Source organism: Rhodococcus sp. BP-332 (genome assembly GCF_019836065.1).
In the GTDB taxonomy this organism is placed as follows: domain Bacteria; phylum Actinomycetota; class Actinomycetes; order Mycobacteriales; family Mycobacteriaceae; genus Rhodococcoides.
Genome location: NZ_JABUEC010000001.1, coordinates 744,655 through 770,262, shown reverse-complemented (window position 1 = coordinate 770,262; position 25,608 = coordinate 744,655). Strand labels below are relative to the sequence as shown.

Genomic DNA, 25,608 nt, shown 5'->3' with positions numbered 1-25,608 from the left:
CGACACCGTCAGTGAACGGGTCGGTCGGCGCGGCGTGGCGCGTCGCGAGCGATGTCCGACCGGGGTCGGGACAGGGCGAGGAGGAAGGGGACACCGACGACGCCCATGGCGACGAGGCCGTACAGAGCGGACCAACCGAGGTCCGGCAGGAAGACCGCATGGGCGAGAGCGGAGCCGAGCCACGTCCACACGAACAGCCCCCACGGCACCAGCGGGCTCACCGTGGGCGTGCGCATCGGTGACCGCCCCAGGACCTCCATGGCGACGGCCATGAGCGCCGCGACGAGCAGCCATCCCACATAGTTGGTCCACGGGATGCCGTCGAGCCCGGGCAGGGGAGCGAAGGGACTGCACCAGGTCCACTGACCGTCGGCCACCATTTGAGGGTCGAGATACAGATCCCACCCCACGACGCCGACGGTCGTGAGTCCCACGCGGGTGAGCACCGGTCGGCGCATCCGCTGCGCGACGACGGTGGCGGCGCACCACACCGGGTACAGGCCGGCCGTCCAGGCGAACGGAACCACCACCGGCACGTGGGCCAGGGAGGGTCCGATGCGGTCCTGCGCGTACTCGTAGCACCCGAAGGGCATGCCGGTTCGCGTGCCGATGATCTCGGCCGTCAGACCGATCCCGGCGGTGAGCAGCACCATGAGCGTGGCCCACCCGGCCCCGCGTGCGCTCGCCGCGTGCGTGACGCAGGCGGCGGCGAGCAGAGCGACGACACAGAACGTCACGGCGTCCTTGACGCCGCCCGAGACGAGCGGGTAACTGATCTGCGCGAGGACGGCCGCGACGGCGAAGCCCACCGCGACGGGTGTGGCTCGCCCCGACGCGCGGAGAGTGTCTCCCGACCTCATCGGCGGCCCGGGAGAGCGGCGCCCAGACGCGACGCCACGCGCTTCAGAGGACTGCCCGCGCGTTCGGCGATCGCGAGCCGGGCGGCACTGCGGCCGCTGGATCCGGAGACACCGCCGCCGGGGTGCATCGAGGCGCCGGTCAGGAAGAACGACGGGGCTCCGGGCACGGTCATGTCCGCGAGCGCCGGCATGGGGCGCCACATCATCATCTGGTGCAGTGACATCTCGACGTGCATCACGTTGCCCCCGACGAGCCCGAGTTCCTGTTCGAGGTCCCACGGGGACTGGGTGTGCCGTTGCAGGATGCTGTCGGCGAAGCCGGGGGCGTACTTGTCCACCTCGGCGACGATCCGATCACCCTCGAGTTCCGCCACCTCGGGGCTGCCACCTCGCCAGCTCCGACCGTCGGCCAGTCGGTACGGGTGCCACTGCGACCACAGCGAGACCTGGTGTTCGCCGGGCTTCGCGATCGACGGGTCGACCGCGCTGAAGCTCATGGCCAGCACCACCGGCGCCGGCGGGAGATCGCCTGCCGATGCCGCTCCGTGCGCCCGACGGAGCTGGGCCCGGTCGTGTACCAGCAGTTGCAGTCCGCGGCTGGACGACTCGACGCCGGGAGCGCCGGGATACTGCGGCAGCGACGACGTCGACGCGCGGACCACCATGCCGATGCCCGGCCCCACGTCGATCTGCCGTCGCCACGACTCCGTCGTCGCCGTGTCGAAACCGCCGGCGTCGAGGAGGTCGAGCGTGGTCAAAATGTGGCACCCGGCGATGACCGTGCGTGCGCGCACCTCCTCGCCACTCGCGGTGCGGACCGACCATCCGTCTCCGACACGCGTGACCGACACGACGGCGTCACCGAGGGTGACGGTGCCTCCGTCGGCCTCGATCTTAGTCTGCAGCGCGACGCTCAGCGCTCCGCTGCCGCCGACGGCGCGGCCGGGCGGGGTCGTGTGCATCAGAGCGTTGAAGGCCACCATCGGGGCCGTGCCGGGCTCGGACATCGGCGGACCGGACTGGGCGCCGAACCACGCGAGAGCGGCTTTCAGTCGCTCGCTGTCGAACCACCGGTTCAGTAGCGAGTCGCCCGACGCGAGGAACTCGCGTGACAGTGCCGCCGCACCGTCGCTCGCGTCCATGCCCCAGAAGGAGGACAGCAGAGCCCTCCCGGTGGGCGGACTCCCGAACGACTTCATGACACGTGCGCTGCGGGGCCCCCACAGTGCGACGAACGCGCGGTACGCGTCCGCGTCCTTGCGTCCGCACGCCGCCTCGATCGAGGCACAGGTGGCGTCGAGATCCACGGAGAACACGATGCCCGGCTCGTCGGTGCCGGGCGGAGGCGGCGCGAACGCCCACGGGTCGCAGTCGAGATAGCGCAGGCCGTGATCGGCGAGACGCAACTCCTCGATGATGCCGGTCTGCCGGATCATGATGTGCGCGGACGAGCCCCGATCCACCTTGTGGCCGGGGAAGCGCTCGACCGTGGAGGCCGCGCCTCCGACGACGGTGTCTCGTTCGAGGACGCGGACGGACCATCCGGCATCGGTCAGGTAGGCGGCGGAGACGAGTGCGTTGTGACCCGATCCGACGACGGCGGCATCGATCACGTGGTCGGCCCCTCTTCTGTGGTGGTGTCGGGACCGAGTCCGGTCCCGGGTGTCAGGGGTAATTCGCGGCCGAGCACCGCGAAGGGTCGGGCGTCCCCGGCGAAGTGGAATCGGCGCACGACGTCCTGGAACCCCGTCCGCCGGTAGAGACGCCATGCTCGATTGTCCTCGCCGGTGACCTCGGGGGTGGAGAGCAGCACGGAACTCTCCCGGCGGCCCGCCATGAGGGCGAGCAGGAGCCGTTCGCCGAGACGGTGCCCCTGAGCCTCGGGGGAGACGTGCAGCTCGGTCAACTCGACGTAGTCCGAGAGGACCCGCTCGGCGTTCTCGGCGGACCACCCCGCTCGTCGCATTCCGTCGCGGACCTGCTGATGCCACCACTGATGTGGCGCTCCGCGATAGCAGTAGGCGATCGCCACCAGGTGGTCGTCGTGTGAGACTCCTCCCACCGCGCCCCACCCCGGCCGCAGGATGTGCTCCGCCCACATCGGCGCCCGATGCAACTCGGTTCCGCGCGGGTAGCCCATCGCGGCGACGTAGACGGACAGGGCTTCGGTCAACCGTCGGCGCATGTCCTGCGGGGTGAGTTCGATCAGACGAATGCCCTCGTCGGAGGGGCCGCCTCGGGCGTCGTGAACGGTACTCACCTCGATCCCTCGCATCGTGTCGGACGTCCGCGCTACAGTGAAGTCATCGAACACGCGTTCGAACGAATCGACCTCGGGTCGATCGGCCCGACATCGGGTCGATCGCGCGAGACGGTCCGGAGAACATGTCCGACCTCCATGCTTACATCGCGCTCGATCGGCCCGCTCAGGGGAGTAACCGACAGGCCGACGGTGTTGAGAAGGACGTGGGACGCCGATCGGTTCACGTGTCGGAGAGGGAGGTAGCGCAATGGCTCGGAGCACGGGTGGTCACACTGCGGCACGCCGCAGCTCTGCAGACCGCACGGAGGGTGGTGAGACGATGACGAACGGCACGGTGGTCTCGTTCGACGCCTCCGCGGCGCCGTCGCGCACGCACGCCCGCGCCCGCATGTTGCTGCGTCGCGCGGACGCCATTCTCGGTGACGCGGCCGGTGCACCGTCGGCGGCCGACATGTTCCTCGAGTCCTACGTCGCCGCGTTGCGCGGTGCCGGCGCCCTGCTCGACGCGGTCGATCCGGTGCCCAAGCGTGGGGCGTCCCGCAGCGCCTGGGTGCGCATGCGGACGGCTGCGCCGGAGTTCACGGAGTGGGCGTCGTACTTCGCCGCGTATTCCACGCTGCGTGCGTCCATCGAGGCGGGCTCGGCCGATCGGCTCGACGCGGCCGAGGCGGACGAGTTCTTCTCGCAGGTGGGACGCTTTCTGCACCGTGTCGAGGACCGTGTGACCTCGCGGTCCGACGCGGTCGCGGTGCCCGCGTAGACCTGGTCGCCACCACGGAGCGACTTTTTCTCGCATACTGGTGGTGCAGGTAGGTGGCTCGCCGCCGATTCTGCTCGTATCATCGACAACAGGTAGCCGGACCGATCGGCTACCTCTCACTTCTGGCCAAGAAGTGAGAGCCACCATCCAGTGCCGGGGGAGGTACCGTGCCACTCTCCGAGCACGAGCAGCGCATGCTCGACCAGATCGAGAGCGCTCTCTATGCCGAGGACCCCAAGTTCGCGTCGACCGTGCGCGGCGGACGGATTCGAGCCGCATCCACGCGGCGTCGTTTTCAGGCCGTCGCTCTGTTCGTGATCGGCCTCATTCTGCTCATTGCAGGCGTGGCCCTCCCGTTCAAGCCCGGTGGATTCCCGATCATCAGTCTCGTCGGCTTCGTGTTCATGTTCGGCTCCGGCGTGCTGCTCTTGCTGCGCAAGCCCACCGCGCCCCAGTCCGAGCAGTCCGAGGGCGACAACCCGCCGGCACCGGGAAGCGGCCCGCGCCGTTCCGGTTCCGCACCGCGCCGAGGTCCTCGCAAGGGGTTCTCCTCGCGGATGGAGGATCGTTTCAAGCGGCGGTTCGACCAGGAATGAGAGTGACCGGAGCGGTCACATCGATCGCTCCGATTCTCGCGTGAGGGGCAGCACGCCTCTCACACCGATGCTGTGACACATCAGCGCGGCACCCACCACGGGTGCCGCGCTGATGCCGTTCAGGGCCCCGTGGGTGTCGATCCCCCCACCGCGCCCCACCGAGGATGGTCTCGGCCCCCGGATCCCCACCACGCCCCACCCGGCACCGCTGGCGACTCTGCCGCGCGCGGTCACCCGGGCCCGTGACGCGCGAACGTGCCGTTCGACCTGCAATTATCCGGTTCACGGGGGTCGCGGAACGGTGGGGGACACCTCCACCACGCGCACGTGGGTCCTCCCGCTGCCGGATCGACTTCGCTGCTCTTTGTGCGTGCGACCTGGCCCTTTAGTGACGAGTCACTGAAATGTTCCGCCGTGTCGATTGAATGTGGGGGAAAGTGGGGTAATGTGGCGGACAGCGGGGATCGATGGAGTCCCGCGAACTGCACGACACAGGGTCGAGGAGGTGCCGAGTGTTTCTCGGTACCTACACGCCCAAGCTCGATGACAAGTTTCGACTGACGTTGCCGGCGAAGTTTCGCGAAGACCTGGCGGGAGGAGTGATGGTGAGCAAAGGGCAGGACCACAGCCTGGCCATCTACCCCCGTGACGTGTTCGCGGAGCGGGTGGCGAAACTGTCGAAGGCCTCGCGGTCGAACCCGCAGGCGCGCGCGTACATCCGCAACCTCGCGGCCGGTACGGACGAGCAGCGGCCGGATTCGCAGGGTCGCATCACCATCGGGTCCTCGCACCGCGAGTACGCGGCGCTGTCGAAGGACTGCGTCGTCATCGGCTCGATGGATCATCTCGAGCTGTGGGACGCCGCGTCGTGGGAGCGGTACTCGCAGGAGCACGAAGAAGATTTCTCGCAGGCAGTGGACGAATCGCTCATGGACATGTTGTAGCCACACCCGGCCGGCGGCGAGTGCCGCGTGGCCTCTGCCCGAACCGGGCCTTGACGTACTTCCCCAACGCCAAGTACCGGTCGGACCCTGACGTACTTCCCCAACGCCAGGTTCCACTGTCGGACAGAGACCTCGACGCACTCACCGCTCCACCTGGCACGACACACAGCTCGAATGCGAATCAGGCGGGAGATCACCACCATGGCGGAGGACGAGCAGGCATCCGCCTCGCCTTTCTCGCACGTTCCGGTCCGTCTTCCTCGGGCCGACGAACTTCTCGGACCGGCGTTCGTCGCCGCTGCTGCGAACGACCGAGATCCCGTCTACGTCGACGCCACTCTCGGCCTCGGCGGTCATGCCGAACACTTCCTCACCGCGTATCCGCGGTTGCGTCTCGTCGGTCTCGACCGCGACCCGGACGCGTTGGCCATGGCCGGAATACGGCTGGCTCCCTTCGGTGACCGCGTCTCGCTGGTCGCGACCACGTACGACGGTATCGAGGACGCGCTGGCGTCGGTCGGCCTCGGCGCGACGGACAGCGTCGACGGGATCCTCTTCGATCTCGGCGTCTCGTCGATGCAGCTCGACTCCACCGATCGTGGCTTCGCCTACTCCGTGGACGCACCGCTCGACATGCGGATGGATCCCACGACGGGTCGGACCGCCGCGGACATCCTCAACACCGCGTCGCACGGTGAGATCGCCCGCATCCTCAGCACGTACGGCGAGGAACGCTTCGCCGGCCGCATCGCCTCGGCGATCCTGCGCCGCCGGGAGATGGAACCGTTCGTCACCAGCGGGCCTCTCGTCGAACTGCTCTACGCGAGCATCCCGGCCGCGACGCGTCGCACCGGCGGACATCCGGCGAAGCGGACCTTCCAAGCACTGCGGGTCGCGGTGAACGAGGAACTCGACTCGTTGCGAGACGCCATCGCACCGGCTCTCGACTCGCTGGTCGTCGGGGGACGCATCGTCTTCATGTCGTACCAGTCGCTCGAGGACCGCGTGGTCAAGCAGGAGCTGACACCGCGCACCCGGTCCACCACTCCGGAGGGGCTCCCGATGGAGTTGCCGGGAAGCGGACCCGAGTTCCGGCTGCTCACTCGCGGCGCCGAGAAGGCCTCGCAGGACGAGATCGACGACAACCCCCGCGCGGCTCCGGTCAGACTGCGCGGCGCAGAACGCATTTCCAGGAGGTCGTCATGAGTGTTCCGGTGGACGTGACCGGATCGGACGGCAACCGCCGCGCTGGGTCCTCGCTCGAGACGGTGCGCACACCGCGGCCTCCCGCTCGCACGGGCGCGGCCAAGCGCGCGTACGACAAGCGTCGCCAGCGTGCGATGTCCCACGAGTCCGACCCGCGCGCGCATCGACCCACCCGATCCGTCGCGGCTCGGATCCCGTTCGTGGCCAGCATCATCGGGCTCCTCGCCATCGGACTCGCCTCGACACTGCTGTTGAGCACACGCGCTGCGGAGGATTCGTACCTGCTCAGTGCGGGGCGTGCCACCAACCAGGAGCTGACGGAACGGGCCGCCGCGCTGCAACGTGACGTGGAGACAGCGAACTCGGCTCCCGAGCTGGCCCGTCGCGCGACCGCACAGGGAATGATCCCGACGAAGGACGTTCCGCGACTGGTGGTCCTGCCGGACGGCGTCGTCCAGGTGATCGGTACGCCGGCACCGGCCGCCGGTCCACCGGCTCCCGACTTCGCGGCCGCCACCCCGTCGGGCGGTGCGGCGACTCCGAGTGCGCGCCCCGGGGCACCCGCGTCCGGCGGGGAGGCGCTCACTCCCGTCGGTCGCCCCGGTACGTCGCCGAGTGCGTCCGCGACCCCGACCACGTCGGCACCGGCAGCATCCACCACGCCGGCCCCCACGACGTCCGCGCCCGCGGCACCGACGACCACGCCGATGCCGGAGAATGCTGCGCCGCAGCCTCTTTCGGCTCCCGCCGCCGCGGTGGGCGAGCAGCAGGTACCCATCGCAGGAGGCGCTCGGTGACCACTCGACAGCCGTACCGGAGCACCGGCCGCGACCACGGTGACCCACGCGCTCGGCCGGCCACCGGCTCCGGTCCTCGCGGTCCTCGTCCGCCGCGTCGACAGGGTCCACGCAAGTCCGAGACGTTCGACTTCCGGTTCCGCTACGGCCGTTTCGCGATGTTCGCGATCCTGGGCGTCGCGACGCTGCAGTTGCTGTGGATCCAGGGCATCGACGCCCCGTCGCTGTCGGCGCAGTCGGCCAGTCAGCGCACCACCACCATCGTCGATCCGGCGACGCGAGGGTCCATCACGGACCGGGACGGCAATCCCATCGCGTTCACGATGGAGGCGAAGGCGCTGACCTTCCAGCCGCAGCGAGTGCGTGTGGAGCTCGAGGAGGCGAAGGCGAAGGACGACACGAAGCCGGATCCGGACGATCGCATCCGGGAGGTCGCTGCCGGTGTCCACGGCATCCTGGGCGACCTGGTGTCGGAAAAGGACCTTCTCGACAAGATGACCGGAGCCTCGTCGTTCGAGTACCTCGTGCGCAGCATCGATCCCGCGGTCGCGGCGACCATCGCCGAGCAGTACCCCGAGGTCGGCCTCGAGCGGCAGGACATCCGCGAGTACCCGGGTGGGGCGCTCGCCGCCAACATCGTCGGGGCGACCGGCTGGGACGGCCACGGCCTGCTCGGCCTCGAGGACTCCCTCGACCCGGTGTTGGCCGGTACCGACGGCTCCCGCACCTACGACCGCGGCAGCGACGGCGCGGTGATTCCCGGCAGTTGGCGCGACCAGCAACCCGCCATCGACGGCTCGAATGTGGAGCTGACGCTCGACAGCGACATCCAGTACTACGTTCAGCAGCAGGTCCAGCAGGCCAAGGATCTGTCGGGCGCCAAGAACGCGTCGGCCGTCGTCCTGGACTCGCACACCGGCCAGGTGCTGGCCATGTCGAACGACGGCACCTTCGACCCGGCCATCGGCGTGGGCAACAACTCGCCGACGGCGCAGATGGGCAATCTCGCGGTGTCCAGCCCGTTCGAGCCGGGATCGGTGAACAAGATCGTCACGGCGGCGGCCGCCGTCGAGGACGGTCTGACGAACCCCGACGAGGTGCTGCAGGTTCCCGGCAGCATCACGATGTCCGGTGCGACGGTCAAGGACGCCTGGGATCACGGCGTCGCGCCGTACACGACCACCGGTGTGTTCGGTAAGTCCTCCAACGTGGGCACGCTGATGCTCGCGCAGCGGGTCGGCGAGGATCGCTACGCGGACATGCTGGACAAGTTCGGGCTGGGAGAGCGCACCGACGTGGGCCTGCCCGGCGAGAGTGCCGGCAGTGTCCCGGCCCGCGACCAGTGGTCCGGCGGCACGTTCGCGAACCTCCCGATCGGGCAGGGCCTGTCCATGACCCTGCTGCAGATGACCGGTATGTACCAGGCGATCGCCAACGACGGCGTGCGCATCCCGCCGCGCATCGTGTCGGCGACCGTCGGCAAGGACGGTCAGCGCACCGCGGAGCCGCAGCCCGAGGGCGTGCCGGTGGTCAGTGCCGACACCGCGCGCACCGTGCGCGACATGTTCCGGGCCGTCACGCAGAACGACACCGGCAACCAGCGCGGCACCGGTGTCGCCGCCGGTATCGAGGGATACCAGGTCAGTGGCAAGACCGGCACCGCGCAGCAGGTCGATCCGGAGTGCAAGTGCTACTCCAACTCGAACTACTGGATCACCTTCGCCGGCATCGCGCCGGCGGACGATCCGCGCTACGTGATCGGCATCATGCTCGACGCCCCGACCCGCAGCTCCGACGGATCGGGCGGGCAGTCCGCCGCTCCGCTGTTCCACTCGATCGCGTCCTGGATGCTGCAGCGTGACGCGGTGCCGCTCTCGCAGGAAGGTCGTCGGCTCCTCCTGCAGGCGGACTGATCCGTCGACGGTGCAGGGCGTTCACCTGCACCGGGGCGGACTTCGCCATGGCACGTCTCGTGGCGTGCCGACTCGCCGGTAATCTGATGCGTCGGCCGCCGACCACCGGTCGGCGGCACTCGCATGTTCGGCGCCGAGGCAGTCACCGCACCGGCCCGAACACCCACCGTCCGCCCGTCACCACAGCAGAGGAGCGTCTCGAAGTGCCCAGCTCGACTCTCCGCCCGCAGCGGCCCACGGTCACGTCGGCGACCGAGCTGGCCGGAGAGATCGGTCTGCGCCACGGAGTGCTCGTCGACGGTGCGCTGGTCGACGCGACGGACGACGTCGGCGTCACGGGCATCGAACTGCGCGCGCAGAGCATCCTGGCGGGCGATCTCTTCGCGGCCCTGCCGGGCGCTCGGTCGCACGGCGCCGCCTTCGCGGGCGAGGCGCTCGAACGCGGAGCGGTCGCCGTGGTCACCGACGACGAGGGTGTGGCCCTCATGATCGGTTCCGGCGTGCCCGACGGCACTGCCGTCCTGGTGCATCCGCAGCCCCGCTCGATCCTCGGCACGCTGTCCGCGGCGGTGCACGATCGGCCGTCCGCCAAGATGACGGTCATCGGCATCACCGGCACCTCGGGGAAGACCACCACGTCCTACCTGGTGGAGGCGGCGCTGCGCGCTGCCGGACGCACTCCCGGGCTCATCGGCACCATCGAGACCCGTATCGGCACCGAACCGGTGCCGTCCGCGCTGACCACGCCCGAGGCTACGAATCTGCACGCGATGTTCGCGGCGATGTACGAGCAGGGGGTGGACACGGTGGTCATGGAGGTGTCCTCCCACGCGCTGTCCCTCGGCCGGGTCGACGGCACCACCTTCGCGGTGGGCGCGTTCACGAACCTCTCGCAGGACCACCTCGACTTCCATCTCACCTTCGAGGACTACTTCGCGGCCAAGGCCCGGTTGTTCGCCGAGGACTCGCCGGTCCGCGCGGATCGCGCCGTCGTCTGCGTCGACGACCGGTGGGGCCGGCGCATGGCGGAGATCGCGGCGGCCGGTGGCCGAGCCGCCCCGCTCACCGTGGCGACCACGACCGAGGGGTCGGCCTCCTGGTCGGTGACGTCCTGGTCGTCCGGGCCGGACGGCACCCAGCAGTTCGAGGTCGCCGCGCGGGACACCGTCCTGTCGGCGTCACTCCGGATGCCGGGGCGCTACAACGTCGCCAACGCCGTGGTCGCCGCCGCCGTGTGCGCGGAGGTCGGGGTGGATCCGGCGGTCGCCCTCGCCGCGATGGCCGAGGTCGACGTGCCCGGCCGCATGCAGCGCGTCGAGCGTGGTCAGAACTTCCTGGCCGTCGTCGACTACGCCCACAAACCCGCCGCACTCGAGGCGGTGCTGGCCACTCTGCGCGCTCAGACCGACGGCCGCATCGCCGTCGTCGTCGGCGCCGGGGGAGACCGCGACGCCGAGAAGCGGCCGCTGATGGGCGAGGCCGCGGCGCGCGCCGCAGACCTGGTCGTCATCACCGACGACAACCCCAGATCCGAGGACCCGGCCGCCATCCGCGCGGCCGTTCGGCGAGGCGCCGACGCCGTCGGCGGTAGCGCCGAGGTGCGCGAGATCTCTCCGCGCGACGAGGCGATCCACGCCGTGGTGCAGTGGGCGAAGGACGGCGACGTCGTCCTGATCGCCGGCAAGGGCCACGAGGTGGGGCAGGACGTCGGCGGCATCAAGTACCCCTTCGACGACCGCCGTGTGCTCGCCGACGCCCTCGACCGACAGAAAGGCTCGATGTGATCCGACTGTCCCTGTCCGCCGTCGCGGACATCGTGGAGGGCACACTGCACGACGTCCCCGATCCCTCCGTGGAGATCACCGCCGGTGTCGAGTTCGACTCCCGGAAGATCACCGAGGGCGGACTGTTCCTCGCTCTGCCCGGTGAGCGCGTGGACGGCCACGATCATGCCGCCGGTGCCGTCGCCGCCGGTGCCGTCGCGGTGCTCGCAGCGCGGCCGGTGGGCGTTCCCGCCATCGTCGTCGAGCACGAGGACGGACCCGGCGCGGCTGTTCTGGACGCACTCGGGAAGCTGGCCGCGGCGTCCGTCGCCGAACTGGCCGCCGGCGATCTCACCGTCGTCGGTGTCACCGGAAGCTCGGGGAAGACATCGACCAAGGATCTGATCCGCGCGGTGCTCGAGCGTGCGGGCACCGTGGTCGCACCGCCCGGCTCCTTCAACAACGAGCTCGGGCATCCCTGGACCGTGCTGCGCGCGGACGCCTCGACACGGTTCCTCGTCCTCGAGCTGTCGGCGCGGGGACGCGGCCACATCGCCGCGCTGGCCGCGATCGCACCGCCGCGGATCGGTGTGGAACTCAACGTCGGCACCGCGCACCTCGGCGAGTTCGGCTCGCGCGAGAACATCGCCGAGGCCAAGTCCGAACTGGTACAAGCGCTTCCGGCTGCGGAGGCCGGTGGTCTGGCGATCCTCAACGCCGACGATCCGCTGGTGGCAGCGATGGCGTCGAAGACCACCGCTCGCGTCGTCACCTACGGGTCGGACACCAGTGCCGACGTCCACGCGCTGGACGTCCGCCTCGACGAGACCGCGCGCGCGTCGTTCACCATGGTCACGCCGTCGGGGAGCGCTCCGGTGTCGCTGCTGGTCCACGGCGAGCACCAGGTGGGCAACGCACTGGCGGCGGCGGCCGTCGGCCTGGACTGCGGCATGGACGTCGAGACCGTCGCGGCCGCGCTGTCGGGCGCGGAGGCCGCCTCGGCCCGGCGCATGGACGTGCGCACGCGCGCCGACGGCGTCACCGTCGTCAACGACTCCTACAACGCCAACCCGAATTCGGTACGCGCCGCGCTGAAGGCGCTCGTCACGATGGCGCGCAGTGGCCGCGACAGGGGTCGGCGGTCCTGGGCCGTGCTGGGTGAGATGGCCGAACTCGGCGACGAGTCGGTGATCGAGCACGATCGGATCGGGCGCCTCGCGGTGCGTCTGGCCGTCAGCAAGATCATCGTCGTGGGAACGGGTCGCCCGTCGCACGGCCTGTACCAGGGTGCCGTCATGGAAGGGTCCTGGGGCGAGGAGGCCCACCTGGTTCCCGATGCCGACGCCGCGATCGCGCTGCTGCGCGACGAGGTGGAGCCGGGTGACCTGGTGTTGGTGAAGGCGTCCCAGTCGGTGGGGCTGTGGACCGTCGCGGAGGCATTGCTGAGCGAGCAGGGGGAGACTCGGTGAGACAGATTCTGTTCGCGGGCGGTATCGCGCTGGCGGTGGCGATCCTGCTGACGCCCGTGTTGATCAAGGCGTTCTCGAAGCAGGGGTTCGGCCAGGAGATCCGGGTCGAGGGTCCTGCGAGCCACCAGTCCAAGCGCGGCACGCCGACCATGGGCGGCGTCGCGATCCTCGCCGGTCTGTGGGCCGGCTACTGGGGCTCGCACCTCATCGGCATCGGCTACGACGCGGACGGGCCGTCGGTGTCGGCGCTCCTGGTGCTGGGTCTGACGACGGTGCTGGGCGTGGTGGGCTTCCTCGACGACTTCATCAAGATCCGCAAGCAGCGCAACCTCGGACTGAACAAGACGGCCAAGCTGGTGGGTCAGCTGTTCGCCGCGGTGATCTTCGGTGTCCTCGCACTGCAGTTCAACGGTGCCGGCGGACTGACGCCGGGCAGCGTCCAGCTGAGCTACGTGCGCGACATCGCGACCGTCTCCATGGGCGGCATCGTCTTCATCCTGTTCTGCTACCTCCTCGTCAGTGCCTGGTCCAATGCGGTCAACCTGACCGACGGCCTCGACGGACTCGCGGCCGGATCGATGACCCTGGTGCTGGGTGCGTACACCGTCATCACGTTCTGGCAGTACCGGCAGGCGTGCACCACGAGTCCGGGACCCGGCTGCTACGACGTCCGTGATCCGCTCGACCTGGCCCTGATCTGTGCCGCTGCGGCGGGTGCGTGCATCGGCTTCCTGTGGTGGAACGCGGCGCCCGCCAAGATCTTCATGGGTGACACGGGCTCGCTCGCGCTCGGTGGCCTGCTCGCCGGCCTGTCCATCGTCACCCGGACCGAGCTGCTGATGGTCGTCATCGGTGCGCTCTTCGTGGCCGAGGCCGCGTCCGTCGTGATCCAGGTGGCGGTCTTCCGGTCGAGCCGCCGACGAGTGTTCCGGATGGCCCCGTTCCATCACCACTTCGAGCTCGGAGGATGGGCCGAGACGACGGTGATCATCCGTTTCTGGTTGTTGGCCGCCATCTCGTCGGCAGTCGGACTGGCTCTGTTCTACAGCGAGTACCTCTCGGCGATCGGCGACTGACGTGGTGTTGCACGATCCCCGCGAACCCCTCACGTCACCGCTCGACCTCCGGGGTCGCCGGGTTCTCGTCGCCGGTGGCCGGGTGTCCGGTCGCGCCGTGATTCCCGCGCTGCTCGAGGTGGGAGCCTCGGTGACGGTGGCCGACTCGGACACGTCCTCACTCGAGGCCTGCGCCGATCTCGGCGTGGACACGGTGTCGATGGACGCGATCGCCACCGACCGCGACGCGGTGGCCGAGAGCGCCCTCGTCGTCACCAGCCCGGGATTTCGCCCCGATTCGCCGTTGCTCACCACCGCGCTCACGGTCGGCGTGCCGGTGTGGGGCGACATCGAGTTCTCCTGGCGTATCGATCAGGCCGAGGTCTACGGGCCGCCGCGCACCTGGTTGGTGGTCACCGGGACCAACGGTAAGACCACGACGACGTCGATGCTCGCGGCCGTCCTCGACGCGGCGGGCGTGGCGTCCGCGGCGTGCGGCAACATCGGCGTACCGGTCGTGGACGCGCTGCGACGCGACCCCCGGGCGGACGTGCTCGCCGTGGAACTGTCCTCCTTCCAATTGTTCTGGGCGCCGTCGGTGCGACCCGCGGCCGGAGTGGTGCTCAACATCGCCGAGGACCATCTCGACTGGCACGGCGGCATGGAGGCCTACGTCCAGGCGAAGCTCCAGGCGCTGCACGGCGACGTCGCCGTGGTGGGGCTGGACGACGCGATCGCGTCCACGCTGCGAGCGCGCGCCGCGGCTCCGATCACGGTCGGGTTCACTGCGCACGACCCTGCTGCCGGCGATGTCGGTGTCGTGGACGGCACGATCGTGGACCGTGCGTTCGGTGACGCCGAGTCGCTGGTGGAGACGGACGCCATCGAACCCGCAGGGCCCGCGGGACTGCAGGACGCGCTCGCCGCGGCGTCGCTCGCGCGCGCGGCCGGGGTCTCGGCCGAGCACATCGCGGCCGGTCTGCGGTCGTTCCGCGTCGGACCGCACCGCGCCGCCGTGGTGCGTGAGCTCGGTGGGGTGCTGTTCGTCGACGACTCGAAGGCCACCAATCCGCACGCCGCGAGGTCGTCGATCCTCGCGCACGAGCGCGTCGTGTGGCTCGCGGGCGGTCTGCTCAAGGGCGCGGAGGTCGACGATCTCGTCGCCGAGGTCGCCCCGCGGCTCGTCGGTGCCGTGGTGTTCGGCCAGGACGGCGACGTGATCGCGGCAGCACTCGGGCGACACGCGCCGGATGTGCCCGTGGATCGGGTGCCGTCGGGAGACGATGCTGGAGTGGCCGATGCGACTGATGTGACTGACGGTGACGAAGTGATGGCACAGGCGGTGCGAGCAGCCGCGCGCCGCGCCGAGCCGGGAACCACCGTGCTCCTGGCACCCTCGACCGCCTCGTTCGATCAGTTCCGGGACTACGGGCACCGCGGCGACAGCTTCGCCGCCGCCGCCGCGAGCCTCGGCCCGCACGATCTCGCTCCCACCGCCGACCACGGCACGCCGGCATGAGCCCGGCCCGCGGCGCCACGACACCCCCGTCGCGCGCCGGCGGACCCGTGACCGAGCCGGTCACCTCCGCCCGCCCCGGCCGTACGGCTCCGCGTCGACGACCCGTCCGCGCAAAATTCGAGACATGGGTCGACCGGCCCCTCGCGTCCTTCCACCTCATCGTCACCGTGGCGGCGCTGCTCACCATCCTCGGACTCGTCATGGTGCTGTCCGCGTCGTCGGTCGAGGCCTACGCCGAGGACGGTTCCGCGTACACGATGTTCACCCGGCAGGCCATCTTCACCGTGGTCGGCCTGATGCTCTTCGTCGTGGCGCTGCGCCTCCCCATCCGGATCCTGCGCAAGATGTCGTTCCCGATGTTCGTGGTGTCGGTGATCCTGCTGGTGCTCGTGCTGATCCCCGGCATCGGAACGGTCGCGCAGGGCACCCGCGGATGGTTCACCATCGGCGGAGTCGGCCTCCAGCCGTCGGAGATCTCGAAGGTGACCTTCGCCGTGTGGGGCGCGCACCTGCTGGCGTCGCGCCGGGCGGAGCGTGCCGACCTCAAGGGTCTGCTGATTCCCCTGGTGCCCGCCGCGATGGTGATCTTCTTCCTCATCGTGATGCAGCCCGACCTCGGTACCACCGTGGCCCTGGGCATCATCCTCATGGCTCTGCTGTGGTTCGCGGGTCTGCCGGTCAAGGTGTTCGGATCGGTCGTCGGCGGCCTCTTCCTGGCGGCGGTGGTGCTCGCCCTGACGGCCGGGTACCGCTCCGCGCGTATCCAGCAGTGGCTGAACCCCGGCAGCGACCCGCAGGGCACCGGATACCAGTCGCGGCAGGCGCTGTACTCCCTGGCCGACGGTGGGTTGTTCGGTCTCGGCCTGGGTCAGAGCCGAGCCAAGTGGAGCTATCTTCCCAACGCGCACAACGACTTCATCTTCGCGATCATCGGCGAGGAACTCGGCCTGGTCGGGTGCATCGCGGTCATCGGACTGTTCGGGCTGCTGGTCTTCACGGGCCTGCGCATCGCGGCGCGGGTGCCCGATCCTTTCATGAAGATCCTGGTGGCGACGTTCACTGTCTGGATCCTCGCGCAGGCCGCCATCAACATCGGCTACGTCATCGGGCTCCTGCCCGTGACGGGACTGCAGTTGCCCCTGGTGTCCGCGGGCGGAACGTCCACCGCCATCACACTTCTGGTGCTCGGGCTGCTCGCCAACATCTCGCGACACGAGCCCGAGGCGGTGGCCGCACTCGCGTCGGGTCACGACGGGAAGTTCGGCAGACTGCTCAGACTGCCGGTGCCCGAGCCCTACTCGCCGGTCAAGGCGTCGCAGGCGCGAGGCGGACCGCGTGGTCCGGGCCGACCGGGGGTGGCGGGACCCGCTGCGCGCCAGGCGTTGCCGCCACAGGCGCGACGACGCGAGTCCGAGTCCCGCGCGGCACGCCCCGCTCCCGAGCGACACACGTCCGGACGCCCGTCCGCGCGGGATCCCCGACGGGGCGCCGCGGACATGGCACGCAGCGCCGCTGCCCGCGACGCACGATCACGAGAACGGAGACATCACCGGTGACAGGCTCTTCCGGCGTGTCAATCGTCGTCGCCGGCGGCGGCACGGCGGGACACATCGAACCAGCTCTCGCGGTGGCCGACGCCCTGCGGGAGCTGGACCCGTCGATACGGGTGACGGCACTCGGAACCGAACGCGGGCTCGAGACGACGCTGGTGCCCGCCCGCGGTTACGAGTTGGCGCTCGTTCCGCCGGTGCCGTTGCCGCGCAAGCTGACCCGGTCGCTGTTCGCGTTGCCGGCGAACGTCGTGCGATCGGTCCGCGCCACGCGTGCGGTCCTGCGCGACGTCGACGCCGACGTGGTGATCGGCTTCGGCGGGTACGTCGCGCTGCCGGCCTACCTCGCCGCTCGCGGCACGGTGCCCGTGATCGTGCACGAGGCGAACGCGCGCGCCGGTATCGCGAACAAGGTGGGCGCCCGCGTGGCGACGAGAGTCCTCGCCGCCGTCGCCGGCTCCGGGATCCACGGCCGCGGGTCGTCGGAGGCCGAGATCGTGGGCATCCCCGTCCGGCCGACCATCACCGAGCTCGACCGCGCCGGACTGCGCGCCGAGGCGCGTGCGCACTTCGGACTGCCGCAGCACGGTCCCGTGCTGCTCGTGTTCGGTGGGTCGCAGGGCGCCCGCTCGCTCAACCTCGCCGTGTCCGGCGCGTCGGCCACGCTCGCGGCCGCCGGCGTGTCGGTGCTCCACGCGCACGGCCCGAAGAACACCCTCGACGTCGCCACGGCCGATCTGGACGCCCCCTACGTGGCGGTGCCGTACCTGACCCGCATGGACCTCGCCTACGCCGCCGCCGATGCCGTCGTGTGCCGGTCGGGCGCGATGACCGTCGCGGAGGTCTCGGCCGTCGGTCTGCCCGCCTTCTACGTACCCTTGCCCCATGGCAACGGGGAACAAGAACTCAACGCGGGCCCGATCGTCGCGGCCGGCGGTGGTGTCGTGATCGCCGACGCCGACCTCACGCCGGAGTTCGTGGCCACCGACGTGGTGTCGCTGCTGACCGATCCCGATCGCGTGTCGGCCATGAGTGCGGCCGCCGCGGGCGCGGGTCATCGAGGCGCCGCCGCGGAGGTCGCGCGCATCGTTCTCGAGGTCGCCGGACGAGGTGGTCGGGCATGACGCGACACACCGTCGACGCGACCCTGCCGCCCGAACTGCAGCGCGTGCACATGGTCGGCATCGGGGGAGCGGGCATGTCGGGGATAGCCCGGATCCTGCTCTCGCGCGGTGGCCAGGTGTCGGGCTCCGACGCCAAGGAGAGTCGCGGCGTGAAGGCGCTGCGCGCCCGCGGTGCCCAGATACGGATCGGGCACGACGCGTCGGCGCTCGACATGCTCGAAGGCGGCCCGACGGCGTTGGTCACGACGCACGCGGCCATCCCGAAGACGAACCCGGAGCTGGTCGCGGCCGCCGAGCGTGGTGTGCCCGTCCTCCTGCGTCCGGCCGTGCTCGCCTCGCTGATGAAGGGTTTCCGCACCGTCCTGGTGTCGGGGACGCACGGCAAGACCTCCACCACGTCGATGCTCGTCGTCGCGCTGCAGCACTGCGGTGCGGATCCGTCCTTCGCCGTGGGCGGCGAGCTGAACGAAGCGGGTACCAACTCTCATCACGGCACCGGCGAGGTCTTCGTCGCGGAGGCGGACGAGAGCGACGGGTCGCTGCTGCAGTACGACCCCGACGTCATCGTCGTCACCAACGTGGAGGCGGATCACCTCGACTACTTCGGCAGCGAGGACGCCTACGTCCAGGTGTTCGACGATTTCGCCGCTCGTCTGTCCGCCGGCGGTGCCCTGGTGGTGTGCACGGACGACCCCGGGTCGCGGGAGCTGGCGCGTCGGGTCGCCGCGAAGGCGACCGACGGTGTGCGGGTTCTGACGTACGGCTCCGAGGACGCGCAGGTCGACGGCGCCGAGGTGTCCGCGACGCTGCTCGGGTGGGAGCCCGAGGACACCGGCGGCGTGGTGCAGTTCCGGCTGGCCGGCGAGGACCGTGCCCGCACCGTGCGCCTGGGTGTGCCCGGCCGGCACATGGCGCTGAACGCGCTGGCCGCCATCGTCGCCGCGCGCGAGACCGGGGCCGGAGTCGACGAGATCATCGAGGGGCTGGCCGGGTTCGCCGGTGTGCACCGACGGTTCCAGTTGCAGGGCCGTGAGCGCGGCGTGCGCGTGTTCGACGACTACGCCCACCATCCCACCGAGGTCCGCGCGGTGCTCGGTGCCGCGGCGGACCTGGTGCGCACCGCGGACACCGCGACCCCCGGTCGCGTGATCGTCGTGTTCCAGCCCCACCTGTACTCGCGCACGGTGACCTTCGCGGACCAGTTCGCGGCCGCCCTGGATCTGGCCGACGAGGTGGTCGTGCTCGACGTCTACGGCGCGCGCGAGGAGCCGGTTCCCGGTGTCAGCGGAGCGACGGTGGCCCGGTCGGTGACCAAGCCGGTGCACTACCAGCCCGATCTGTCCGCCGTGCCGCGTCAGGTGGCGCACCTGTGTGTCGCCGGCGACATCGTGGTGACGATGGGCGCGGGCGACGTGACCATGCTGGGAAGCCAGATCCTCGACGCTCTCCGCTCCACCCCGGCGCGGCGCTGAGTTCGGGACGTGACATGGCAGGACGACAGACCGTGAACGCGCGCGGTACCGGCCGCACCCGACCCGCGGCCACACCGCGTCGTGTCGGTGCGGAGCGGTCGACGCGGTCGCGCACGTCGACGCGGGCGCCGGCGCGCGAACCGCGTGTCGGTCGCCGCGGCAAGCTGTTGATCCTTCTCGCGCTCGTCGCCTCGGTCGCCTTCGTGGCGGTGTCGTACTTCGGTCCGCTGTGGGCGGTCTCCTCCGTGCAGGTGAACGGCAACGCCGCGGTCTCGCGCGAGCAGGTCGTGCAGACGCTGCAGGTCGCGGAGGGGACACCCCTGCCGAGAGTGGACACGGATGCTGCCGCGGCGCGGGTCGCCGCCATCCCGAAGGTCGCGTCGGTCCGGGTCCAGCGCGTGTACCCGTCCACGGTGCGGGTCACGGTCGAGGAGCGCGTTCCCGTCGTCTTCTTCGACGCGGCGGACGGTACCCATCTGATGGACGCCGAGGCCGTCGACTTCGCGGTGGAACCGCCCCCGCCCGGGGTGGTGCGCATGGTGGTGGCCAGCCCGTCCTTCGGCAACCTCGAGACCCGTGCGGCCCTGTCGGTGCTCACCGCGCTGCCCGGTCCGCTGCGATCGCAGGTGGCACAGATCGACGCGCCGACCATCTCGGCGGTGTCGTTGACGTTGTACGACGGCCGGGTCGTGGTGTGGGGGAGCAGTGAGGACACGGAGTACAAGGCGTCCATCGCTCTGCCACTGCTCACGCAGCCGGGTCAGACCTACGACGTGTCGAGTCCGGATCTGCCGACCATTCGGTGACGGTGACGTCCCACATATTTTTCCTGCGCGTGTCGGCGCGCCTAATGGAACCCGCCGAGCGGTGTCTCTAGCGTTTCACCCAGTCGATCACTTGACATAACTATGAACCTATGGTTCAGGTTGAGGGTTTGCCTCGACTGCATCATGCACACCAACCACGGAAGGCGAGAGCCCATGACGCCCCCGCACAACTACCTCGCCGTAATCAAGGTCGTCGGCATCGGCGGCGGCGGCGTCAACGCGGTCAACCGCATGATCGAGCAGGGACTCAAGGGAGTCGAGTTCATCGCGGTCAACACGGACGCGCAGGCGCTGCTCATGTCGGACGCCGACGTCAAGCTCGACGTCGGTCGCGAACTCACCCGAGGCCTCGGCGCGGGTGCCGATCCCGAGGTGGGCCGCAAGGCCGCCGAGGATCACAAGGACGAGATCGAAGAGGTGCTCAAGGGTGCCGACATGGTGTTCGTCACCGCGGGCGAGGGTGGCGGTACCGGCACCGGTGGAGCCCCCGTCGTCGCGAGCATCGCGCGCAAGCTCGGCGCCCTCACCGTCGGTGTGGTGACACGCCCGTTCTCCTTCGAGGGCAAGCGGCGCGGCGGCCAGGCCGACGTCGGCATCCAGGGTCTGCGCGAGTCGTGCGACACCCTCATCGTCATCCCGAACGACCGGCTGCTGCAGCTCGGCGACGCGGCCGTCAGCCTCATGGACGCGTTCCGCTCCGCCGACGAGGTGCTGCTCAACGGTGTCCAGGGCATCACCGACCTCATCACCACTCCCGGCCTCATCAACGTGGACTTCGCCGACGTCAAGGGCGTCATGTCCGGTGCGGGCAGCGCCCTCATGGGCATCGGGTCCTCGCGCGGCGAGGGGCGCGCCATCAAGGCGGCCGAGTCGGCCATCAACTCGCCGTTGCTCGAGGCGTCCATGGAGGGTGCACGCGGAGTCCTCCTCTCCATCGCCGGCGGATCCGATCTCGGTCTGTTCGAGATCAACGAAGCGGCATCGCTGGTGCAGGAGGCCGCGCACATCGACGCCAACATCATCTTCGGCACCGTGATCGACGATTCGCTGGGCGACGAGGTGCGCGTCACCGTCATCGCCGCCGGTTTCGACGGCAGCGGTCCGGCCCGTCGCCCCATCGAGGCACCGCAGAGTCAGTCTCGCGGCGCCACCGTGGGAACGGCCCGCGCGGGCGAGACGCGTACCGAGGACGACGGTCCCGCCGTCTTCCGCGACGCGCCGTCCTCGTCTCTTCCCCCCATCGGCGAGCGCGCCGCGCGTGCCACCGGACATCCCGTCCGGGTGGAGGACGAGGGCGACGACGACGTGGACGTGCCCTCCTTCATGCGTCGGTGAGCATCTCCGACCGCGGCTACCGTGTCCGGCGCGTGACGACGTCACGCGCCGGAGGCGTGTCCGAACCGCCCTACGATTCCTTCAATCTCGGTGATCACGTCGGTGACGACCCGGCGCACGTGGAGGCCAATCGGCGTCGTCTCGCCGAGAAGATCGGTCTGTCTCCCGAGCGTCTCGTGTGGATGGACCAGATTCACGGTCGATCCGTCGCGACGGTGGACGGACCGGTCTCCGGACCGGTCGAGGCCACCGACGCCCTCGTCACCACCCAGCGCGACCTCGCGCTCGTCGTCCTGGCCGCCGACTGCGTGCCGCTCCTGTTGTCCGACGATGCCGCGGGCGTCGTCGCCGCCGTTCACGCCGGCCGCGTCGGTGCTCGGATCGGCATCGTCCCGCGCGTTCTCGACGCCATGGTGGCCGCGGGCGCCGCCGTCTCCCGGATCGAGGCGTTCCTCGGCCCGGCGGCCGGGGGAGACGACTACGAGGTGCCGCGCACCATGCAGATCGACGTCGAGACCCACCTGCCGGGCAGCGCGACGCGTACTCGCAAGGGCACACCCGGTCTCGACATCCGGGCGGGCCTGCGTCGCCAGTTGCTCGAGGCCGGCGTCGCCGGAGTGGCCGCCGATCCGCGCGAGACCATCACGGACCGTTCGCTGTTCAGCCACCGCCGGGGGTCGCCCACGGGGCGGCACGCCGGTGTCGTGTGGATGGACACGACCTCGTGACCGCGCCGGACGATCGGCGGACGTATCTCGCGGACCATCTCGCCGAGGTCCGCGATCGGCTGTCGCGCGCCTGTGCGGCCGCGGATCGCGCACCCGATTCCGTGACCCTGCTTCCCGTCACCAAGTTCTTCCCGGCCTCCGACGTCGCACTGCTGCGCGAGCTCGGGTGCACCGAGTTCGGCGAGTCGCGCGAGCAGGACGCGTCTCCCAAGGTCGCCGAGATCGGCACCGACGGTGTGCGCTGGCACATGATCGGCCGCCTGCAGCGCAACAAGGCGAAAGCTGTTGCCGCCTGGGCACATGCGATCCACTCGGTGGACACCGACCGTCTGATCACCGCACTCGGCAAGGCGGTCGCGGGCGCGGTGGACAACGGTGACAGGACTGCGGATCTGGACGTCTACGTGCAGGTGAGTCTGGACGGTGACACGCATCGCGGAGGCGTGGACCGCGAAGACCTGGAGGCACTCACCGCGCAGGTGTCCGAGACCTCGGGTCTGCGACTCGCCGGGCTCATGGCGGTGCCCCCGTTGGGTGCGGACGCCGACGCGTCGTTCGAGGATCTGCAGCGTCTTCACACGCAGGTCCTCGCCTCACATCCGGGCGCGACCGGACTCTCGGCCGGGATGACGGGCGACCTGGAAGAGGCTGTCCGACACGGGTCCACGTGTGTGCGTGTCGGAACCGCAATCCTCGGTCCACGGCCGATAACCTCGCCTTGACGATATGAACACCATCGTCACCACGGGCTTACTTCAGTCACACGAGTACCAGCCACACCGCCACGCCAGGAAGGTCGACCGATGAGCACGTTGCACAAGTTCAAGGCTTACTTCGGCATGGTCCCACTCGACGATTTCGAGGACGACTACCTCGACGACACGGATGCGCCCGTCGCATCCCGGTCGTCGCGTGGCGGATACGGAAAATCGATGGACGACCATGACTACGCCGATCGCGACTACGCCGAGCCGGCGTTCGTCGGTGGTCGCCGGGACGAGGACGACGACTACGAGCGTCCCGAGCCCCGGCACAGTGCTCGGGTGGCGCCGCTGTCGTCGCGCTCCGGTGGCGGATCCCGCTCCGGCGGCGCGATGCGCACCTCCACCCGCGGCGCCCTCGCGATGGACACTCGCATGGACCCGCACTCGGAGCTCCGTCGCAGCGAGCCCCGTCACGCCGAACCGCGCGTGTCCGACCGCCGCCAGGCCGCACTCGACGACGGGGGCCCCATGTCGACCATCACCACGCTGCGTCCGCGCGACTACAGCGAGGCGCGCACGATCGGCGAGCGCTTCCGTGACGGCACGCCCGTCATCATGGATCTGGTCGAGATGAGCAACGCCGACGCCAAGCGCCTCGTCGACTTCGCCGCGGGCCTCGCGTTCGCGTTGCGTGGTTCGTTCGACAAGGTCGCCACGAAGGTGTTCCTGCTCTCACCCGCCGACGTCGACGTCTCCGCCGAAGAGCGTCGCCGGATCGCCGAGACGGGCTTCTACAACCAGCAGTGACGTCTCACACGGCGCGGTGGGCCGGTCTCGCGGTGCGAGATGGCCTCCCCGTGTCGCGAGATGGCCTCCCCGTGTCGCGAGATGGCATTGTGGTGTCGTGCGTGATCAGAAAGTTGTGTCGGTGTCGGTCTCTCCTGCGTCTCGCAGGACGGTGAGCTGAGTGTTCGCGGTCCTGTACTTCATCCTCTTCGTCTTCTGGCTGTTGCTCATCGGCCGGATCATCGTCGAGTTCATCCGATCCTTCGCACGTGACTGGCGTCCGACGGGTGTGGTCGTGGTCGTACTCGAAGCGATCTTCACGGTCACCGATCCGCCGGTCAAACTGCTGCGGCGCATCATCCCGCCACTGAATCTGGGCGGTGTCCGGCTCGACCTGTCCATCATGGTGCTGCTCTTCATCGTCTTCATCCTGATGCGCGTGGTGCAGGGCGTCGGCTGACGGTGAGTTCTGTCGACGGCGACAGTGTCCCGTGTGACAGAATGTTGCTCGAAGGTGCACGATGAGTGACCATCGCTCTTTGTGCGATATAACTGAATGTCCTGGTTGCCCCCACTACGGCAGCCGGGTGCCACTGCCACTGTTGATCGAACGAATGCTCGCGTACATCGCTTGTCGATGCTCCACCGCTCTCGAGACGCGTGAAGGGACCCTTCCATGCCGCTGACTCCCGCCGATGTGCACAACGTCGCGTTCAGCAAGCCGCCCATCGGTAAGCGCGGATACAACGAGGACGAGGTCGATGCATTTCTCGATCTCGTCGAACAGGAGCTGTCGCGCCTGATCGAGGAGAATGCCGACCTGCGTCAGCGGGTCGGAGAGCTCGATCAGGATCTCGCCGAGGCCAAGAGCTCGGCAGCGTCGCGTCAGAGCACCCCTGCCCCCGCGCCTGCTCCCACCCCCGCACCGGCACCGCGTCCGGAGCCCGCCAAGCCGGCACCGGTCGTCCAGGCCGCTCCGGCACCGGCTCCTGCCCCCGCCGCGGCGTCGTCCGCCGGCGATTCGAACATGCAGGCTGCGAAGATCCTGGGTCTCGCCCAGGAGATGGCCGATCGCCTCACCGGTGACGCGAAGACCGAGTCCGAGCAGCTGCTCGGGAGCGCTCGCGCCAACTCGGACCGTCTGGTCAGCGAGGCGCAGAGCCGCGCCGAGTCCCTCGTCTCCGAGGCTCGTCAGAAGGCCGACGCGCTGCTGTCCGACGCACAGACGCGCTCGGAGACACAGCTGCGCCAGGCCAAGGAAAAGGCCGACGCGCTCGAGAGCGATGCCGAGCGCAAGCACACCGAGATCATGGCGACCATCAACCAGCAGCGTTCGGTCCTCGAGGAGCGCATCGAGCGCCTCAAGACGTTCGAGCGCGAGTACCGGGTCCGCCTCAAGTCCTACCTCGAGTCCCAGCTGCAGGAACTCGACCAGCGTTCGTCCGCACTGCCGGTCGACAGTGGTCAGGATCCGTTCAGCAAGGACAACGGCCAGTCGTCGAACTTCGGACAGTCGTACGCCAAGGGCAACAACTGATCCGTCCTCGTCGAGGCTGTTCCGGGGGGAACCAGCGGGGGGATCGAGGGTGAACGGATGAGTGCGTGCTTGTTCTGACGCTGGTTCTGGCGGGCGTCGGGTTCGCGTTACTCGTCGTCTCGCTCGTCACGGGATCCGTGGTGTGGGCCTGGGCCTGCATCGCGGTGTGTCTCGTGGGTGCGGTCCTCTTGCTCGCCGGTGCCCTCGTGGGCCGGCGGCGGTAGACTTCCTCACGTCGAAGTACAAGTAGTTCAGCGACGATCCGGCCATCACCGGGGAGCTGTCCGGAAGAACGGTCTCGGCCCGCACGGGTCGGTGCTCAGTAGAACCGGACGGGTCGAGCCCGTCACAGCTCGATCGGAGAGTGGGTCGCCTCGGCGGCCAAGCGGGGTGGTACCGC

24 protein-coding genes are annotated in these 25,608 nt (G+C 69.7%); 21 read left to right on the top strand and 3 right to left on the bottom strand.

The features are described 5' to 3' along the window. Positions 1–8 precede the first annotated feature (8 nt). Genes HQ314_RS03580 through HQ314_RS03570 form a run of 3 tightly spaced genes read right to left on the bottom strand, consistent with a single transcriptional unit; the run spans position 9 to position 3,045 of the window. Complete coding sequence (locus HQ314_RS03580) at positions 9–860, bottom strand: carotenoid biosynthesis protein (RefSeq protein WP_051613369.1); 852 nt, start codon at positions 858–860, stop codon at positions 9–11. Continuing rightward, on the bottom strand, positions 857–2,473 hold the full coding sequence (locus HQ314_RS03575) for an NAD(P)/FAD-dependent oxidoreductase (RefSeq protein ID WP_222649275.1): 1,617 nt from the start codon (positions 2,471–2,473) through the stop codon (positions 857–859). The genes HQ314_RS03580 and HQ314_RS03575 overlap by 4 nt, the downstream gene beginning before the upstream one ends. Beyond that, a complete protein-coding gene (locus HQ314_RS03570) occupies positions 2,470–3,045 on the bottom strand; it encodes an N-acetyltransferase (protein ID WP_261781437.1) in 576 nt (191 codons plus the stop codon). Before HQ314_RS03570 ends, HQ314_RS03575 begins: the two co-directional genes overlap by 4 nt. A 397-nt stretch (positions 3,046–3,442) precedes the next feature. Here HQ314_RS03570 and HQ314_RS03565 point away from each other — a divergent pair, with 397 nt between their 5' ends. The 21 genes from HQ314_RS03565 to HQ314_RS03465 all read left to right on the top strand — a co-directional run bounded on the left by HQ314_RS03565 (position 3,443) and on the right by HQ314_RS03465 (position 25,432). Further along, complete coding sequence (locus HQ314_RS03565; RefSeq protein WP_231476320.1) at positions 3,443–3,883, top strand: SAV_6107 family HEPN domain-containing protein; 441 nt, start codon at positions 3,443–3,445, stop codon at positions 3,881–3,883. A gap of 167 nt (positions 3,884–4,050) precedes the next feature. Continuing rightward, on the top strand, positions 4,051–4,479 hold the full coding sequence (locus HQ314_RS03560; protein ID WP_027505840.1) for a DUF3040 domain-containing protein: 429 nt from the start codon (positions 4,051–4,053) through the stop codon (positions 4,477–4,479). A gap of 512 nt (positions 4,480–4,991) precedes the next feature. Next, on the top strand, positions 4,992–5,423 hold the full coding sequence (mraZ, locus tag HQ314_RS03555; RefSeq protein WP_027505841.1) for a division/cell wall cluster transcriptional repressor MraZ: 432 nt from the start codon (positions 4,992–4,994) through the stop codon (positions 5,421–5,423). 201 nt (positions 5,424–5,624) lie between these two features. Further along, the gene (gene rsmH / locus HQ314_RS03550; RefSeq protein WP_222649525.1) at positions 5,625–6,629 is read left to right on the top strand and encodes a 16S rRNA (cytosine(1402)-N(4))-methyltransferase RsmH; all 1,005 of its coding nucleotides are present in this window, start codon (positions 5,625–5,627) and stop codon (positions 6,627–6,629) included. Next, the gene (locus tag HQ314_RS03545) at positions 6,626–7,426 is read left to right on the top strand and encodes a hypothetical protein (protein ID WP_261781341.1); all 801 of its coding nucleotides are present in this window, start codon (positions 6,626–6,628) and stop codon (positions 7,424–7,426) included. Before rsmH ends, HQ314_RS03545 begins: the two co-directional genes overlap by 4 nt. Next, positions 7,423–9,339 carry a penicillin-binding protein 2 gene (locus HQ314_RS03540; protein ID WP_308119213.1) on the top strand — a complete coding sequence of 639 codons (1,917 nt, stop codon included), beginning with the start codon at positions 7,423–7,425 and terminating at the stop codon, positions 9,337–9,339. The genes HQ314_RS03545 and HQ314_RS03540 overlap by 4 nt, the downstream gene beginning before the upstream one ends. A 203-nt stretch (positions 9,340–9,542) precedes the next feature. Continuing rightward, positions 9,543–11,123 (top strand): UDP-N-acetylmuramoyl-L-alanyl-D-glutamate--2,6-diaminopimelate ligase, encoded by a 1,581-nt coding sequence (locus HQ314_RS03535; protein ID WP_308119212.1) that lies wholly within the window; start codon positions 9,543–9,545, stop codon positions 11,121–11,123. Further along, on the top strand, positions 11,120–12,571 hold the full coding sequence (gene murF / locus HQ314_RS03530; protein WP_222649273.1) for a UDP-N-acetylmuramoyl-tripeptide--D-alanyl-D-alanine ligase: 1,452 nt from the start codon (positions 11,120–11,122) through the stop codon (positions 12,569–12,571). The genes HQ314_RS03535 and murF overlap by 4 nt, the downstream gene beginning before the upstream one ends. Beyond that, positions 12,568–13,647: a phospho-N-acetylmuramoyl-pentapeptide-transferase gene (mraY, locus tag HQ314_RS03525; RefSeq protein ID WP_027505847.1), complete on the top strand. Its 1,080-nt coding sequence runs from the start codon at positions 12,568–12,570 to the stop codon at positions 13,645–13,647. Before murF ends, mraY begins: the two co-directional genes overlap by 4 nt. A gap of 7 nt (positions 13,648–13,654) precedes the next feature. Further along, the gene (gene murD, locus HQ314_RS03520; protein WP_222631438.1) at positions 13,655–15,145 is read left to right on the top strand and encodes a UDP-N-acetylmuramoyl-L-alanine--D-glutamate ligase; all 1,491 of its coding nucleotides are present in this window, start codon (positions 13,655–13,657) and stop codon (positions 15,143–15,145) included. Then, complete coding sequence (gene ftsW, locus HQ314_RS03515) at positions 15,142–16,701, top strand: putative lipid II flippase FtsW (protein ID WP_222649272.1); 1,560 nt, start codon at positions 15,142–15,144, stop codon at positions 16,699–16,701. Before murD ends, ftsW begins: the two co-directional genes overlap by 4 nt. Then, positions 16,698–17,819, top strand: a complete 1,122-nt coding sequence (gene murG / locus HQ314_RS03510) for an undecaprenyldiphospho-muramoylpentapeptide beta-N-acetylglucosaminyltransferase (protein ID WP_222649271.1) — start codon at positions 16,698–16,700, stop codon at positions 17,817–17,819. Before ftsW ends, murG begins: the two co-directional genes overlap by 4 nt. Further along, positions 17,816–19,291, top strand: a complete 1,476-nt coding sequence (gene murC / locus HQ314_RS03505; protein ID WP_056445582.1) for a UDP-N-acetylmuramate--L-alanine ligase — start codon at positions 17,816–17,818, stop codon at positions 19,289–19,291. The genes murG and murC overlap by 4 nt, the downstream gene beginning before the upstream one ends. A 14-nt stretch (positions 19,292–19,305) precedes the next feature. After that, positions 19,306–20,097 carry a cell division protein FtsQ/DivIB gene (locus tag HQ314_RS03500; RefSeq protein WP_082544518.1) on the top strand — a complete coding sequence of 264 codons (792 nt, stop codon included), beginning with the start codon at positions 19,306–19,308 and terminating at the stop codon, positions 20,095–20,097. 174 nt (positions 20,098–20,271) lie between these two features. Further along, positions 20,272–21,453 carry a cell division protein FtsZ gene (gene ftsZ, locus HQ314_RS03495; RefSeq protein ID WP_027505852.1) on the top strand — a complete coding sequence of 394 codons (1,182 nt, stop codon included), beginning with the start codon at positions 20,272–20,274 and terminating at the stop codon, positions 21,451–21,453. Positions 21,454–21,455: 2 nt separating this feature from the next. After that, entirely contained in the window at positions 21,456–22,181 is a 726-nt protein-coding gene (gene pgeF / locus HQ314_RS03490) for a peptidoglycan editing factor PgeF (RefSeq protein ID WP_027505853.1), read from the top strand. After that, positions 22,178–22,903 carry a YggS family pyridoxal phosphate-dependent enzyme gene (locus HQ314_RS03485; protein ID WP_222649270.1) on the top strand — a complete coding sequence of 242 codons (726 nt, stop codon included), beginning with the start codon at positions 22,178–22,180 and terminating at the stop codon, positions 22,901–22,903. Before pgeF ends, HQ314_RS03485 begins: the two co-directional genes overlap by 4 nt. Positions 22,904–22,984: 81 nt before the next feature. Beyond that, the gene (locus HQ314_RS03480) at positions 22,985–23,692 is read left to right on the top strand and encodes a cell division protein SepF (RefSeq protein ID WP_027505855.1); all 708 of its coding nucleotides are present in this window, start codon (positions 22,985–22,987) and stop codon (positions 23,690–23,692) included. Between the two features lie 160 nt (positions 23,693–23,852). Further along, positions 23,853–24,131 carry a YggT family protein gene (locus HQ314_RS03475; protein ID WP_027505856.1) on the top strand — a complete coding sequence of 93 codons (279 nt, stop codon included), beginning with the start codon at positions 23,853–23,855 and terminating at the stop codon, positions 24,129–24,131. Between the two features lie 216 nt (positions 24,132–24,347). Further along, on the top strand, positions 24,348–25,208 hold the full coding sequence (locus HQ314_RS03470; RefSeq protein WP_027505857.1) for a DivIVA domain-containing protein: 861 nt from the start codon (positions 24,348–24,350) through the stop codon (positions 25,206–25,208). A 65-nt stretch (positions 25,209–25,273) separates the two neighbouring features. Next, positions 25,274–25,432 (top strand): hypothetical protein, encoded by a 159-nt coding sequence (locus HQ314_RS03465; RefSeq protein WP_222630594.1) that lies wholly within the window; start codon positions 25,274–25,276, stop codon positions 25,430–25,432. Positions 25,433–25,608: the final 176 nt, after the last annotated feature.